This window comes from Rhodococcus sp. NPDC047139, assembly GCF_040643435.1.
GTDB lineage: Bacteria > Actinomycetota > Actinomycetes > Mycobacteriales > Mycobacteriaceae > Rhodococcus.
Map to the genome: position 1 here is coordinate 155,033 of NZ_JBEYUH010000002.1, position 15,039 is coordinate 170,071.

At 66.8% G+C, this 15,039-nt stretch carries 15 protein-coding genes; 5 read left to right on the forward strand and 10 right to left on the reverse strand.

Features of this window, described 5'->3' with window-relative positions; all coding sequences use genetic code 11:
• Positions 1-117: 117 nt before the first annotated feature.
• The 3 genes from ABZ789_RS02860 to ABZ789_RS02870 all read left to right on the forward strand — a co-directional run bounded on the left by ABZ789_RS02860 (position 118) and on the right by ABZ789_RS02870 (position 2,844).
• A complete protein-coding gene (locus tag ABZ789_RS02860; protein WP_358418645.1) occupies positions 118-1,740 on the forward strand; it encodes a sodium-dependent transporter in 1,623 nt (540 codons plus the stop codon).
• The gene (locus tag ABZ789_RS02865; RefSeq protein WP_358418647.1) at positions 1,737-1,844 is read left to right on the forward strand and encodes a methionine/alanine import family NSS transporter small subunit; all 108 of its coding nucleotides are present in this window, start codon (positions 1,737-1,739) and stop codon (positions 1,842-1,844) included. The genes ABZ789_RS02860 and ABZ789_RS02865 overlap by 4 nt, the downstream gene beginning before the upstream one ends.
• Before the next feature lie 169 nt (positions 1,845-2,013).
• On the forward strand, positions 2,014-2,844 hold the full coding sequence (locus ABZ789_RS02870; RefSeq protein ID WP_358418650.1) for a hypothetical protein: 831 nt from the start codon (positions 2,014-2,016) through the stop codon (positions 2,842-2,844).
• A gap of 28 nt (positions 2,845-2,872) precedes the next feature.
• On the opposite strand, the gene ABZ789_RS02875 is transcribed toward ABZ789_RS02870, so the two are convergent.
• Entirely contained in the window at positions 2,873-3,556 is a 684-nt protein-coding gene (locus tag ABZ789_RS02875; RefSeq protein WP_358418652.1) for a TetR family transcriptional regulator, read from the reverse strand.
• 163 nt (positions 3,557-3,719) lie between these two features.
• Between ABZ789_RS02875 and ABZ789_RS02880 the strand changes: the two genes are divergently transcribed.
• Together ABZ789_RS02880 and ABZ789_RS02885 are read left to right on the forward strand one after the other, a co-directional pair.
• Positions 3,720-4,565, forward strand: coding sequence for an LLM class F420-dependent oxidoreductase (locus tag ABZ789_RS02880; protein WP_159416649.1), 846 nt, complete (start codon positions 3,720-3,722; stop codon positions 4,563-4,565).
• Between the two features lie 22 nt (positions 4,566-4,587).
• The gene (locus ABZ789_RS02885) at positions 4,588-6,051 is read left to right on the forward strand and encodes an FAD-dependent oxidoreductase (RefSeq protein ID WP_159416650.1); all 1,464 of its coding nucleotides are present in this window, start codon (positions 4,588-4,590) and stop codon (positions 6,049-6,051) included.
• 69 nt (positions 6,052-6,120) lie between these two features.
• Here the strand turns inward: ABZ789_RS02885 and ABZ789_RS02890 are convergent, their stop codons facing one another.
• The 9 genes from ABZ789_RS02890 to ABZ789_RS02930 form a co-directional block, all read right to left on the reverse strand.
• A complete protein-coding gene (locus tag ABZ789_RS02890; RefSeq protein WP_159416651.1) occupies positions 6,121-7,698 on the reverse strand; it encodes a GMC oxidoreductase in 1,578 nt (525 codons plus the stop codon).
• Positions 7,699-7,720: 22 nt separating this feature from the next.
• The gene (locus tag ABZ789_RS02895; protein ID WP_358418657.1) at positions 7,721-8,980 is read right to left on the reverse strand and encodes a hypothetical protein; all 1,260 of its coding nucleotides are present in this window, start codon (positions 8,978-8,980) and stop codon (positions 7,721-7,723) included.
• Positions 8,974-9,525 carry a nuclear transport factor 2 family protein gene (locus ABZ789_RS02900; RefSeq protein WP_120281492.1) on the reverse strand — a complete coding sequence of 184 codons (552 nt, stop codon included), beginning with the start codon at positions 9,523-9,525 and terminating at the stop codon, positions 8,974-8,976. The genes ABZ789_RS02895 and ABZ789_RS02900 overlap by 7 nt, the downstream gene beginning before the upstream one ends.
• A 15-nt stretch (positions 9,526-9,540) precedes the next feature.
• On the reverse strand, positions 9,541-9,735 hold the full coding sequence (locus ABZ789_RS02905; protein ID WP_120281491.1) for a ferredoxin: 195 nt from the start codon (positions 9,733-9,735) through the stop codon (positions 9,541-9,543).
• Between the two features lie 7 nt (positions 9,736-9,742).
• Entirely contained in the window at positions 9,743-11,131 is a 1,389-nt protein-coding gene (locus ABZ789_RS02910; RefSeq protein WP_159416653.1) for a cytochrome P450, read from the reverse strand.
• A complete protein-coding gene (locus tag ABZ789_RS02915) occupies positions 11,128-11,913 on the reverse strand; it encodes an SDR family oxidoreductase (RefSeq protein WP_358418662.1) in 786 nt (261 codons plus the stop codon). Before ABZ789_RS02915 ends, ABZ789_RS02910 begins: the two co-directional genes overlap by 4 nt.
• Complete coding sequence (locus tag ABZ789_RS02920; RefSeq protein WP_358419215.1) at positions 11,906-13,093, reverse strand: cytochrome P450; 1,188 nt, start codon at positions 13,091-13,093, stop codon at positions 11,906-11,908. Before ABZ789_RS02920 ends, ABZ789_RS02915 begins: the two co-directional genes overlap by 8 nt.
• A gap of 75 nt (positions 13,094-13,168) precedes the next feature.
• Positions 13,169-13,729, reverse strand: coding sequence for a TetR/AcrR family transcriptional regulator (locus ABZ789_RS02925; protein WP_016693012.1), 561 nt, complete (start codon positions 13,727-13,729; stop codon positions 13,169-13,171).
• 76 nt (positions 13,730-13,805) lie between these two features.
• Positions 13,806-15,032, reverse strand: coding sequence for a cytochrome P450 (locus ABZ789_RS02930; RefSeq protein WP_120281487.1), 1,227 nt, complete (start codon positions 15,030-15,032; stop codon positions 13,806-13,808).
• Between the last annotated feature and the right edge of the window lie 7 nt (positions 15,033-15,039).

Consider the following 15,039-nt stretch of genomic DNA (forward strand, 5'->3'; position numbering starts at 1 on the left):
GGCACGTCCGCCGATCCGGACCGCTGCCTGCTCGTACCGATCGGGAGGCAAAAACTTCGTGCACACGCTGTTCGGACGCTAGCGTTGCTCCATCCGAATGAATGGAGGACTAGGTCCGTGGCACAGCAAGAGGTCACTCGCAAGCGGGAGGTCTGGTCAGGCCGGTCGGTGTTCATCATGGCGGCGATCGGGTCGGCCGTCGGACTCGGCAACATCTGGCGCTTTCCCTACATCGCCTACGAGAACGGCGGTGGCGCATTCCTGATCCCGTATCTGGTTGCGCTGCTGACGGCGGGCATCCCGCTCCTGCTGCTCGACTATGCGATCGGGCACAAGTTCCGGGGGTCGCCGCCGTTGGCATTCCGCAGGCTGCGCCGCGGCGCGGAGTTCATCGGCTGGTGGCAGGTACTGGTGTGCTTCGTCATCGGCGTGTACTACGCCGTTATCGTGGCGTGGGCCGCGCGGTACACCTTCTTCTCGATCACCGAAGCGTGGGGCGACGACCCCGAGGGCTTCTTCATGAGTTCGTTCCTGAACCAGGACGCGGATGCGACATTCGGGCTGAGCTTCGTGCCCGGTGTCGCGTGGCCGCTGCTGCTGGTCTGGATCGCGACGCTCGCAGTGCTTGCTCTCGGCGTGCAGCGCGGCATCGGCAATGCGAACCGGATCTTCGTGCCGCTGCTGGTCGTGTTGTTCGGTGCGCTCGTGGTACGGGCCCTGACTCTCGACGGTGCGACGACGGGTCTCGACGCGTTCTTCAGCCCGAACTGGTCGGCGCTGACCGACACCGGAGTGTGGATCGCGGCGTACGCGCAGATCTTCTTCTCGCTGTCCGTCGCCTTCGGCATCATGGTGACCTACGCGTCGTACCTCAAGCGCAAGACGAACCTGACGGGCTCGGGACTGGTAGTCGGATTCTCGAACTCGAGCTTCGAAGTACTCGCCGGCATCGGTGTGTTCTCTGCGCTGGGCTTCATGGCGCAGGCTCAGGGAGTCGAGGTCGGCGAGGTGGTTGCGGGCGGTATCGGTCTCGCATTCATCGCCTTCCCGACGATCGTCTCGGAGATGCCGGGTGGCCCGATCTTCGGCGTGTTGTTCTTCGGCTCGCTCGTCTTCGCCGGTTTCACATCGATGATCAGCATCATCCAGGTGACCGTCTCGGCGTTCCAGGACAAGACCGGTCTCGGCCGGGTGCCGGCGGTTCTCGCCATCGGTGGCGTCTCTGCGATCGTGTCGCTGCTGCTGTTCCCCACGACGACCGGGCTGAACACCCTCGACGTAGTGGACCGCTTCGCGAATCAGTTCGGCATCGTCGGTGTCGCCTTCGTCGCGCTCGTGGTGGTCGCGTGGATCTACCGTCGACTGCCCGAGATGCGCGACCATCTCAACTCGGTGTCGTCGTTCAAGCTGGGAAGGGGCTGGATGGTGTTCACGGGCATCATCACGCCGCTCGTCCTCGGTTACATGCTGTTCAGCGAGATCCGCGATCGCATCCGCGACGGATACGGCGGCCTTCCCGACAGCTTGGTCACGGTGTTCGGGTGGAGCGTACAGATCGGGGTGATCGTCCTCGCTGTCGTCCTGGCGTTCATCCCGTGGCGCAAGGGAATCGATCTCGAATACGAACTCGATGAGAACCGTCCTCTCGCAGGGTCCGTCCCGGCGTCCGCAACAGTCTCCGCATCGTCCGATGACGTCTCGTCCGGAGCCGATCCGTCGTCCACCGGAGGTAGCAAGTGAGTACCGCAGCCATTGTCATGATGCTCCTCGCGCTGACCACCCTGTGGGGTGGCCTGGTGCTGAGCATCCTTCATCTGCGCAAGCATCCGGACGATCCGGACTGATCCGCGATGACCGACTCGTGAGGATGTCGGTTCGGTAACACCACGGGCGGCGCTCTGGCCGGAGCGCCGCCCGTGTGTTGTTCTGTACGGGTCATACTCTCAACCTCTACTTAAGAGTTAGGCAGAGGCCCGACCGGGTGCTACGACCCACACCAGGAGAAAACCCCACATGAGCCGCAGACACCGCCACCTCGTGAGCCGCTTCTCGGTCGCCGCAACGCTCACGCTCACCGCAGGCCTGGCATTGCCCGCGACTGCCGCCGCCGATCCGGCACCGGCGCAGCCGGCAGTGCCGGCGCAGGTGCCCGCCGAGAGCCCACTTTCGGCCGCTCTCGATGCCCTCCGCGCGCTGCCGGACGGTGAGCCTGCCGCACTCGCTGCGGCCGAAGCCATCGCAAATGCTCGCGGAAGCGCCGTCGAGGCGGCCGAGTCGACACCGCTCGGCGCCTACGAGGACGGCATGGAGTTCCTGGGGCGCCTCGGCATCCAACCGTTCCTCTACCCCACCGGAGCGCCGTTCTGCACAGCCGACGGCGACCTGCCGTTGGGCACCGTCCCGGCCGTCGCGGGTGCGCTGCCAGGCCCGTGGCCCGAGTACAGACCGGTTCCGATGCTCGAACCCCTGAACCTGGTGAACCCCGCCGAGACACTCTTCGCGTTCGTTCCCCTCGGCCTCGAGGGTGACGCGGACACCACCGGAATACAGCTCGCGTGGCTGAACATCAACACCCTGCAAGGCGGCTTCGTGCCGATGGGCACGCCGGAGGAGGCCGCTGCAGGAGCCATCCCGGACACCGTCACCGGACCGGCCCGCGGGATCGTCGAGCAGGCCGTCGCGCGCTTCATCGCCGACACACTGCCCATGGGTGGGGTGCGGGTCGCGCCGGTCGAGACGGGTTCGGGCACCGTGCTCTCGGCCGTCTTCGGTACCGTCCGCAACGGCGCCGCCTCGTGCTTCTTCCTGCCCACGATCGGGATCGTGGACGTGCCCGCCCCCTGACCGGGCGCTCGGATGCAGCGGGTGGGCCTCAGCTCGCCCGCTGCAGTTCGGTCAGCCTGTCGAACACGAGTGTGACGGCGGTGTCCATGTGGGCGAGCACATCGCCGACACTCTGCCGCCCTGCGACCCAGGAGACGAGCGAGGACATCCACACGTCCGCGATGATCCGTACGGCGTTGAGCACCTCTTCCGTGACGATATCGAGGCCCGCAGCCTGCGCGAACAGCCGGGTGAGCACCTCCCCGAGGTGGTCCAGTTCGGCCGCCGAGGACGCATCGGCGAACATTGCCGCCCGAACGAGCGCGTCGTAGCGCAGCGGGTTCTCGGACAGCCGCGGCATCACCCCGCGCAGCACGCCCATGAGGCGCTCGGCGGCACTGCCGCCCGGGATCTCCGCGGTGGTCACGGCTTCGGCGGCGGTCTCGAATTCGAGTACGAGCGCCACGACGAGCAGGTGGTTCTTCGACGGGAAGTAGCGGTAGACCGTACCGAGAGCGACACCGGATCGGTCTGCGACAGCCCGCATCTGCACGGCGTCGTAACCGCCCTCCGAGGCGAGCTCCTCGGCGGAGGCGATGATCCGCATGTACCGCGCCCGCTGCGCCGGCCGCAGGCCCGCACCGGGCGACCGGGTGGACCCGAGGGCCGGTCGCGAGGTCTGCGTCGACGCCGACTCCTCGCCCGCGGTCTCCGTCGTCGACTGCTCCGTCATCACGCCACCTTCCGTTCATGCCCGTTTCGAGGATAGTTCAGCGTGGTGCGCCTGCCTTTTCGTACCGCCGACCGGCCACAATCAGACAGGTGTCCGGAAATCTCTTCCCTCCGGATGTAGAACGCGTTACATTTTCTCCGTCACCGTCTGGAGAGGGGCTGCTGTGCGCCACGGAATCACCCTGTTCACGAGCGACCGGGGAATCCGGCCCGAAGTCGCTGCCTCGACCGCGGAGAGTCGCGGTTTCGACAGTTTCTATGTGCCCGAACACACTCACATCCCGATCCGTCGCGAATCCGCGCATCCGGGAACGGGCAACGAGACCCTTCCCGACGACCGCTACATGCGCACCCTCGATCCGTGGGTGGCGCTCGGACTCGCAGCCGCGGTGACGTCGACGATCAAGTTGGGCACCTCCGTCGCACTGCCCCTCGAGCACGACCCCATCACGCTCGCCAAGACCATCGCGAGCCTCGATCACCTTTCCGGCGGCCGGGTGAACTTCGGTGTCGGATTCGGTTGGAACGCCGAGGAACTCGCCGACCACGGCGTACCGCCGAAGAAGAAGCGCACCGCGATGCGCCAGTATCTCGAAGCGATGCAGGCGCTGTGGACCGAGGAAGAGGCCTCCTACGAGGGAGACTTCGTCGCGTTCGGGCCGAGCTGGGCGTGGCCGAAACCTGTGCAGCAGCCACGGCCCCCGATCTTCCTCGGCGCCGGTTCCACCGACCGCAACTTCGACTGGATCGTCCGCCACACCGACGGGTGGATCACCACACCCACGGAGAACAACGTCGTCGACAACGTCGCGCGCCTCCACAAGGCCTGGGCCGATGCCGGCCGTGCAGGGACTCCCGAGATCCTCGCCCTGGCAGGCCGTCACGACGCCGAGCAACTGAGGATCTGGGAGGACTCCGGGGTCACCGAGGTGATCTTCGGCCTGCCCGACCGTCCCCAGGACGACGTCGTCGCGTACATCGACCGACTCGCCTCGAAACTCGACCACTGATCACCGACCCGAACGGACCCCGATGAGCACCGATCTCCATCCCCTTCCCGCCGACAGCGTCTCCACCTGGGACCACGAAGCCGACGTCGTCGTCGCCGGTTACGGCATCGCCGGTGTCTCGGCGTCCATCGAGGCCGCCCGCGCCGGTGCCGACGTGCTCGTGCTCGAACGGACCGGCGGTTGGGGCGGTGCGGCCTCGCTGTCGGGCGGCATCGTCTACCTCGGCGGCGGCACCCCGCTGCAGAAGGCCCTCGGATTCGACGACTCGCCCGAGAACATGAAGGCGTTCATGCTCGCCGCGCTCGGGCCGGGCGCCGATGAAGCGAAGATCACCGAGTACTGCGAGGGCAGCGTCGAACACTACGAGTGGCTCGTGGACAACGGTGTGGTGTTCAAGGAGAGCTTCTGGGGCGAACCCGGGTGGGAGATCCCCGGTGACGACGGCCTGATGTACTCCGGCGGCGAGAACTCCGCGCCCTTCAACGAGATCGCCACGCCCGCCCCGCGCGGGCACGTCCCGCAGATGACCGACAAGCGCACCGGAGAGAAGGGCGGCGGGTACATGCTCATGCAGCCGCTCTCGCAGGTCGCCGAAAGCCTCGGTGTACGAGCCGAATACGACGTGCGGGTGCAGCGATTGATCGTCGACGGCGACGGACGTGTCGTGGGCCTGACGGCCAAGCAGTACGGCAAGGACGTCCACATCCGGGCCCGCCGCGGCGTCGTCCTCGCGACCGGCAGTTTCGCGTACAACAAGGAGATGGTCGAGTCGTACGCGCCGCAACTCAGCGGTCGCCCGGGTGCGGCGATCGAGGAGCACGACGGCCGCGCGATCCGCATGGCGCAGGCACTCGGCGCCGATCTCGCGCACATGGACGCCACCGAGGTCGCCTTCTTCGGCGACCCGCAATTGATGGCCCGCGGCATCCTCGTCAACGGCCGCGGTCAGCGGTACGTCCCCGAGGACACCTATCCGGGCCGTATCGGTCAGCTCACGCTGCTGAAGAACGACAACCAGGCCTATCTGATCATCGACGAACAGGCGTACGAGGAGGGTTGTGCGGCAACGAGTTCGACGCCCTTCTTCCGGTTCCGTCCGAAGTGGGTCGCAGAGACCGTCGCCGAACTCGAATCCGACATGGAGCTGCCGGTGGGGACGTTGCAGGCGACCGTCGAGGTCTACAACAGGCACGCCGAGAACGGCAGCGATCCGGTGCTGGGCAAGAAGAGCGAGTGGGTCAAGCCCATCGGCAGCCCGATCGCGGCGCTCGATCTGCGCAACTGCACAGCAGGTTTCACGCTCGGCGGTCTGCGCACCTCGGTGAACTCGGAGGTGCTGCACGTGTCCGGCGATCCGATCCCCGGCCTGTTCGCTGCGGGTCGCTGCACGTCGGGTGTGTGCGCGTGGGGGTATGCGAGCGGCACGTCGCTGGGCGACGGAAGCTTCTTCGGGCGTCGCGCCGGCCTGTCGGCTGCGAAAGGCTGACAGCCGGAACGGTTCCGGTGGCCCGGCCACCGGAACCACCCATCGGGGCCACCGGAACCACCCATCGGGTCAGAACACGCGATCCAGGTCGCGAGAGACGATCCGATCGGCGCCGTACTCGGCGAGCGCCGCGATCGTCATCGACGGATTGCACGCCCCGGTCGATCCCGGAATCTTCGCGCCGTCCACCACATACAGGCCGGGCTGGTCGTGCACGCGACCGGCGTCGTCGCACACCGTCCCGAACGGCGCACCACCGAGCGGATGGAAGGTGTTGATGTCGACGGCGTTGACGTCGACGACGATCGAGGCCGGTCCCGCGATCCGCCGGATGCGGGCCTCGATGGCGCGGGTGAGTTCCCGGTCGTAGGCCTGATCCCAGTTCAGGACCGCATCGTCGCGGCCGGCGTCGTAGTGCCAGACTCCTCGGCCGTCGACGATCCCCAGACCGATCATCGTGGTCGTTCCCACATCGACGGGGAACGGCACCGGGCCGGTGACGATCATCAACGGGCCGGCGGGATCGGTGTAGTCGCGCATACCCACACAGGCGGGCCCGCCCTGATGGTCGCCGGGACTGACGAGCGGGCTCGTCACGGCGAACACCCGGTCGCCGTTGTTGCCCCATCCCGTTCCGACGCCGTCGGGAAGATCGGGGACGAGCCCCTTCGCCTTCGCCTTCACGAGGAGACGGGTCGTGCCGGCCGATCCGGCACCGAGGAACAGCGACTGTGCGAGGATCCGCTTGCGTTCGAGAACCATTCCGTCCGTGTGGATCCGGTCCACGTGCACGATCCAGGTGCCGTCCGGAGCACGCTCGATGTCGCCGACCCGGTGCAGCGGCGCGACCGTGACGTGCCCCGTGCGTTCCGCCTCGGCGAGATAGGTGACGTCGACCGAGAACTTACCGCCGTTGTTGACTCCGTAGATGACGTCGCCCGTCGTGTAGGACGGTTTCAGTTCCCCGGTCAGCTCCCGTCGCGCGAAGTCCCAGTCGATGCACATCGGCACTCTGAAGGTGTCGTAGCCCTGCGAACCTGCACGGTCCAGGAACTGGCGTGAGGACCGGTACCGATCGTGGTCGAGCAGATCGTCCGGAATGGTCGCGACCCTCAGCACCCGTGCCACCCGCCGATAGTGGTCGGAGGCCAGCAGGTCGTAGTCGATACGCGAGGACACCGAATCGGAGAATCGCTGCCCGTCGGGTTGCACGGTCATGCCGTGATAGGCCAGCGAACTCCCGCCGACCCCCGCGCCGCACATGACGTCCATACCGTTCCCCGGAACCCGTTCGATGAGCCCGGTGAACGGTTCGGTCGGGATCGGCGGAGTACCGGTCATCACCGGGGCGGGCGACAACCACGACATCCGCCGGTCCGGTTGCAGCATGTGAGGGAACGTCTCGGCGTTCGGCCCGGTGGGCCAGCGGATCCCACGTTCGAGGACGAGCGTCTGCACACCGGCCCGGCCGAGATGCAGCGCGGTGATCGCACCGCCGAATCCGCTGCCCACGACGACTGCCCGATGGCGCTCCTCGGTGACCTCGGCGCGTGCGCGTGGGATCGGGGACAACGACAACGCGGCAACGGCCGCACCGCCGACGACGGTTCCCCGCAGGAAGGTACGGCGGGACAGCGCACTATTCACGAAGGGCTCTCCTGGAGCGTGGTCAGACAACGGTGAGCGGGAGGGGGATTCCCCGATCTTCGAAGACGAAGGACGAACCCGTACTGAAGCGCGTGATGGCGACCTCGTCGCACTCCTTCGCCGGGGATTCGTCACGGAACACCTCGACGACGAGAGCCTCGTCGGTCGCAGAGACCAGGCGGGTGGTGAAGTGCGGGTCCACACCGCGCACCAGGGCGTCGAGCGGGCCGAGGTGTTCGGCGTCGATCAAGGTGGGCCAGGACCCGTCGTCGAAGGCGCCACCTCGCCGATTGATCCGGAGACCCAGCGCGTCGTCGTCGAAACAGATCACCCGATCGACATACCGGTCCGGTGCCAGCATCGGGTGTACATCGAGCACCACCGACAGGCCGGCGAACGAGCGCGGCAATCCCAGCGCGGTACGGATGCGCTCGGACGTGATGCCGGCGATACCCGTGAGTTGCTTGCGGGTCAGCTCGATCGCAGACTGCTCGTCGGTTCGTTTGCGCACACTCATGAGGAAGCCGAGAGCGAGCAGGTGATGCTGCAGGCACACCTCCTCGGCGATGCGTACCAGGGCCGGCTTCGAGAACTCGTCGAACCGGAGGTCTGCGAGGAGGGGACCCGAATAGTCGTGTCTCCCCTCTCCATCGTGGTCGATCGGGCTCAGCTCGAGTGCCACGGCCGCGGTCCGGCCGAGCGCTTCGGTGTGCGGTTCGACAGCCGGTGGGTCGTACGAGGAGTCGATCGTGACCGTCCACGCGCAGTGCGGGTGCCGGTCGGCCGGCGCACGGGGCGGCCGATGGATCGGCCGGACCCGGGCGTGCGGATTGGTGGCGAGCGCGGTGGCGTCGAAGGTCGGGTCCTCGATGTCGTGGCACATCGCGGTCACGTAGGCGTCGCCGAGCGGCTCGACGTCCATCAGCGCCCCGCAGTGGTCGAGCCAGAACTCGCCGTGGTCGCGGTCGTGGACGCGATAACGGAAGTCCATGAACTGCGGGGGCGCCCCGATGTCGAGCTGCATGCCCTTGAAGATCGTGACGACGTCGTCGCCTTCGAACTTCAGGGCACGCTGCATGCGGCGCGTGTACCACGGTGAGGACGCCTGCCATTCCTCGATGGCCACCTCCGCCATGTCCTCCCGACCGAATGCCGAGATCAGATGCGCCATCCCCGAACGGTCGATGAGCTGACCGCACAGCAACAGTTCGGGGACGAGCACAGCGAGAGCGGTGCGGGAGAGCGCGGCGAACGATCCGCCGGTGTCCACGCCGGTCACCACAACGGAACCGGCGACTCGCCGACCCGGTACCAACCGGGGAGCCGCTTCTTCCCCGTAGACCGTTCGATCCGCTTCTGCATGCCGTCGGAGAGCGCGTTCGCCGTGATCATCTCGAGGAACAGGTGCGAGACGTTGCCGAAGTCGAAGAAGTCGCGCTGCCACGACCACTGGAAGTTGCCGCCGTACCGGAACCAGCTCCCGCCGATACCGTGCACCGCGTAGTGCTCGCCGTTCTCGCGGGTCCTGTCGGCGATCTGCTTCCAGAAGCCGATCACGTCGCCGGAGCGGTCGTCGACGACGAACTGCTGGTAGGGATACTGCCAGCCTTCGAGCCCGTCCATCTCCTGGCCCAGCGCGAGGTCGCGGATCTCCTCGCGTCCCACGGCCATGAACTCGTCCTTCGGGCCGTAGTTCCAGCCGTAGGTGGCGTCCTCGGTGTACATGTCGGCCAAAGGCTTCCAGTCGCCTTCGGCCTCGGCGCGCTTGTTGGCGTCGACCCAGCGGGTGATCATCTCGTCGAGCTCGGCACGATCGAACGTGGCCATCCTGTCTCCTGGTCCTCAGTCTTCGACGATGCGAAGGGCTTGGGTGGGGCAGTACTTCACAGCTGCTCGTACGTCGGCATGCATCTCCTCCGGCACGGGATCGAGGAGGACCTCCACCTCACCCCGTTTGGCGACGGCGAAGACGTCCGGGGCTTCCATCGAGCACATCGCGTGTCCTTGACACAGATCGAGATCTGCTTCGATCCTCATCCGAACCTCACTCCTGCGTCGCTGTGCCGGTGCCGGACGCCGCCCGGGTGCGACGTCGGTACCGCACAGCACACGGCTGTTCGAGCTGGACCACCATCTTCGAGTGGTCGTTGCGGTAGGTCTCGGGCGGCTGGGACAGTTCGAACTCGAAGTCGCGCAGCAGAACCGAGAATATCGCCTTCAGCTGCATGAGCGCGAACGCCGCTCCCACACAGCGGTGCCGACCCGCCCCGAACGGAATCCAGGTCCACCGGTTGACGATGTCCTCCTGATTGGGGTCGATGTAGCGGCCGGGATCGAAGGCATCGGGATCCGGGAAGTCCTCCGGGATCCGGTTGGAGATCGCCGGTGTCGCACCCACGAGATCGCCCTCCGAGATCCGGTATCCGGCGACCTCGAAGTCGTCGCGCGCGACCCGAAGAAGCAGGATCAGCGGCGGGTGCAGGCGTAGTGTCTCCTTGAGCACCGCTTCGAGCACCGGGATCTGCCGCAGTGCATGGAAGCTCACGCTCTCACCGTCGGAGTACAGGACGTCGAGTTCTGCCGTGACCTGCTGCATGTACTCGGGGTTGCGCAGCAGTTCGATGAGCGCCCAGGCCGCCGTGCCGGAGGTGGTGTGGTGGCCGGCGAACATCATCGAGATGAAGATGCCGGTGATCTCGTCGGCACTGAACCGTTCCTTGCCGTCCTCGTCCTTGATGGAGACGAGGACGTCGAGCATGTCGCGGTCCTCCTTGCCCTGCGGCGGGTTCGCGATGCGTCCGTCCATGATCTCCTGCACGAGTGCCACGAGTCCGCGGCGGGCCTCGTCGCGTCGCCGGAAACTCTCGATCGGCGCGTAGGGATCGACGAAGGCCAGTGCGTCGGTGCCCTTCTCGAGATCGTGGTAGAGGTGGGCGAATCGTCCGTCGAGCTGGTCGCGGAACTTCTTGCCGATCAGGCAGGCCGACGACGTGTAGATCGTCATTTCGGCGAAGAATTCGAGCAGGTCGATCTCGCCTTCGTCGCCCCAGCCGGCGACCATGTCCTGCACCTCGCGGTCGATGGTCGCCGCGTGGCCCCGCATCTGTTCGCCACGCAGCGCCGAGTTGTGCAGCATCTCCTTGCGGCGTTCGGGGCTGGCGTCGAAGACGACGCCCTCACCGAAGACCGGCTTCATGAACGGATAGGCGGCCTGCTGGTCGAGATCCTCGTCCGCGGCACGGAAGAAGAACTCGTTGGCCTCCGCACCGGAGAGTAGTACGACCTTCTTGTCGGCGAGCTGGAAGACCCCGACGTCGCCGCACTCCTCGCGCACCCGGCGCATGAGCGCGATGGGATCGGTGCGCAGTTCCTCGAGGTGGCCGTGTTCGTGTTCGCCGCCGGACACACGCCGGGGCTCGACGAGTGTGGTCATGGATTGTCCTTCCGCAGGGGCGCTTCGGGTTGAACCTCGATGAGCACGATGTGGGCGCCGCGGGGGGCCGAGACGACCGAGAGCGCGGCCGCGGCGATGTCGGATGCACGAAGGAAGTAGGGGTGTCGGGCGAAACCCCATGTGCCCCAGTCCTCGAGCATCGGTTCGAGGACCTCCGCCGGCGCGGTCATGCCGGCACCGGTCTGCGTCGGCCCTGGGCGCACGACCGATGCGCGGACACCCGTACCCTCGAGTTCCATCCGCATTTCGCGGACGAGCGCTTCGAGGCCGGTCTTGGCGGCGTTGTAGGCACCCATCCAGGGCCGGGGAAGCACGGCACAGTCGGATCCGATCACGACGAAGTCGCCGCGTTTCCGGTCGATCATGCCGGGCAGCACACGATGGGCCAGACGTTGTGTGCCCATCAGGTGCACGTTCACCTGGAAGGCGAACCGGTCGGGATCCATCTCGTGCGGCAACGCGAAATCCATGTCGCCCGCTCCCGAGACGACGATCTCGGCGGGGCCGAGGGCCTCCTCGGCCGCGGTGACGAACTCGTCGACGGATTCGGTGGACGACACGTCGAGGAAGTGGGCGAAGGCCTCGCCACCCTCGCCGCGGATCTTCTCCGCGATCGCCGCGCACTCCTCCACGCGGCGCGCCCCGAGCGCGACGGGGTGCCCGGCCTCGGCGAGCGCGTAGGCGGTGGCGGTACCGATTCCGGAGGAGGCTCCGGCGACCAGCGCGGGACGGCGTTCGGGATGGGGTTCGAATCTAGGCATGTCGTTCGGTGACCTCTACAGGAAGGGCCGCGAAGCCTCGGACATTGGTGGAATGGACACGTTCACAGCGGTCCTCGTCGATCTCGTAGTCGGCGACGCGCCGGGCGAACTGTTCCAGCGCGATGTTCGCCTCGAGGCGGGCGAGATGTGCGCCGAGACAGAAGTGCACTCCCCCACCGAAACTGGCGATCTTCTGGGAGCTGTCGCGTCCGATGCGGAAGTCGTCGGCGGTGTCGAAGACGTCGGAATCGCGGTTGGCGGATCCGATGAGCAGCAGTACCTTGTCGCCGGACCGGATGGTGGCGCCGTGCAGTTCGATGTCGGCGACGGCGGTGCGGGCGACGATCTGGCTCGAAGTGTCGTAGCGGAGGGTCTCCTCCACCCACTGCGGTGCGCGAACGGGATCGCGGAGTACCTGCGCCACCTCGGATTTGTTGTGCGCTCCCCAGTAGAGGGCGTTGCCGAGGAGTTTCGTGGTGGTCTCGTTGCCTGCGACCACCATGAGGAACATGAAGCCGATGATCTCGTCGTCGGTGAGCCGGTCTCCGTCGATCTCGGCGGCCAGCAACGCCGACGTGAGGTCGGAGGTGTCCTTCTTCCGGCGTTCGGCGAGCATGTCGGCGTAGTAGCCGACGAGGTGCAGCGATGCCTCCATCGCGGCGACCGGCACGTCGAGCACGCCCTCCTCGCGGTGGACGACGAGGTCGGCGAGGCGGCGGATCTCACTGCGGTCGGATTCGGGTACGCCCATGAGTTCGGAGATCACGTCCATGGGCAGCTTGCCCGCGAACTCCGAGATCCAGTCGAATTCCCCTGCCTCCACCGCGGGTTCGAGATAGCGCAGGGTCAGTTCGAGAATGCGTTCCTCGAGGTCGGCGACGCGCCGCGGAGTGAATCCCTTGGAGACGAGCCGACGCATGCGCATGTGGCGCGGGTCGTCCATCGCGAGGAAGGACATCACCTTGTGCGCGTTGGGCCCGTAGGCGGACGGATCGAGCGAGACACCGTTGGCGCTCGAGAGCCTGGTGTTGTCGCGGAAGGCCGCGACGACGTCGGCGTGGCGGGACAGGGCCCAGAACCCGAGGTCGGGGTTGTGGTAGGCCGGTTCCTCGTCACGGAGGCGGCGGTAGGTGGGATACGGATCTTCGTGGAAGGCGTAGTCGTACGGGTTGAAGATCACGGGGCCGAGCGTCGGTGGATCGGGCGAAGCGGGCCCTGCGTGCGACGCGGAGCCCGGGGATGCCTGGATCATGGATCACTCCAATAGAAGTCGGGCGGATGTCTCCAGCCTGTCGGCGAGTTTCTCGTAGGTGCCGTAGCCCATACCGGCCCGGACCAGCGCGCCGGCGTAGAGCAGTTCGAGTGCTTCGAGTTCGTCGGGATCGGAGTCGGCGCCGAGCGCTGCCGAGATCCGGTGACGGATGTCGAGTCCGATGCGCGCACGCAGGTGTTCGACATCGGGGTCGTGACCGAGCAGCGCACTGGTGACGGCGGCCGCGAGTTCGGGTTCGTCGGCCAACAGCAGCGCGATTCCCCTCAGCACCGCGACCACCCGATCGGCACGGCTCGTGCTCTCGGCGTCGGCCGTGGGAGCGTTGGCCAAGCGACGCCAGAACACCTCGGCGACGAGGTGTTCCTTGGACGAGAAGTAGGTGTAGGCGGTGGCCGGGGCGACACCGGCACGGGCGGCGACCATACGCACCGTCAACCCCGTGAATCCCTCCTCGCGGAGCACCTCGACCGCGGCCTGCGTGAGCCTCGCAACCGTGTCGGCCTGCTTCTCGGTCAGGCGGCGACGGGTCGATTCGAGATTCACGTTTCTGGACACGTGTCTGGACATTACTACGGTTGGAGGGGGGCGGCAATGCCCGCAACGCGTTCATTCGGCGAATTCAGTGCTCTCGTGGGTGGATACGGACGGGCATGGACTTGACACCGTTGATGAAGTTCGACCGCAACCGCCGCGGTTCGCCGGCCGGTTCGACCCGGTCGATACGGGCAACGAGGGTCTCGAACATGATCCGCAGTTCGAGCCGCGCCAGATGTGCCCCGAGACAGAAGTGCACACCCGTCCCCCCGAAGGCGACGTGCGGATTGTGCTCGCGCCCGATGTCGAAGACGTGCGCGTCGTCGAAGACCTCCTCGTCGCGGTTCGCGCTCGGGTAGTACACGATCACCTTGTCGCCCCGTTCGACGTGCTGGTCGCCGATCGACGCCGGGCATGTGGGCGTGCGGCGGAAGCCCACCACGGGGGTGACCCAGCGCAGGATCTCCTCCACGGCGCTGTCGATCAGACCGGGATCGTCCTGCAACCGGCGCCATTGCTCGGGATGGTCGACGAAGGCCTGCATCCCGCCCGAGATCGCGTTGCGCGTCGTCTCGTTGCCCGCGATGACGAGCAGGACGAAGAACATGTCGAACTCCATCTCGGAGAGCGTGTCGCCGTTCTCGTCGGGGCACACCAGCTTCGAGACGATGTCGTCGCGCGGTTCGATGCGTCGTTGCGCGGCGATCTCGTTGGCGTACAGGAAGATCTCGGCGGCGGCGAGCTCGCCGTCCTCCTGGGTGGTGCCGTATTCGGGGTCGTCCCAGCCGATCATGCGGTTCGACCAGTCGTAGAGCTTCCCGACGTCCTCGGCCGGTGCGCCGAGCAGCGCTGCGATCACCTCCAGCGGCAGTGGTGCCGAGATCGCCGGGACGAAGTCGATCACCGTGCCGTCGCGCGCGGCCTCGATCGCCGCGTCGACGGTGCGTTCGCACGTTCGCCGGATGCGCTCCTCGAGCGTCTTCACCATGCGCGGGGTGAACCCTCGGCTCACGAGTTGCCGCAGGCGGGTGTGCTCCGGCGGGTCGAGGTTGAGCAACATGGATGCCTGCTTGAGGCGTGTCTCCTCGTCGAAATCGTCGATCTGGGTGGTTCCGAGCGCCGAGGAGAAGGTCGCGCTGTCGCGGGAGACCGCGATGACGTCGGCGTGCCGGGTGACGGCCCAGAAGCCCGCGCCGCCCTCCTCGGGTTGGCGGTGGACCGGACAGGTGCGCCGGAGTTCGGAGAAGTAATCGTGCGGGACCCCCTGGGCGAAGACGTCGGGGTTCTTGAGATCTGTGGGTGAAGTCGTCATGAAGCCG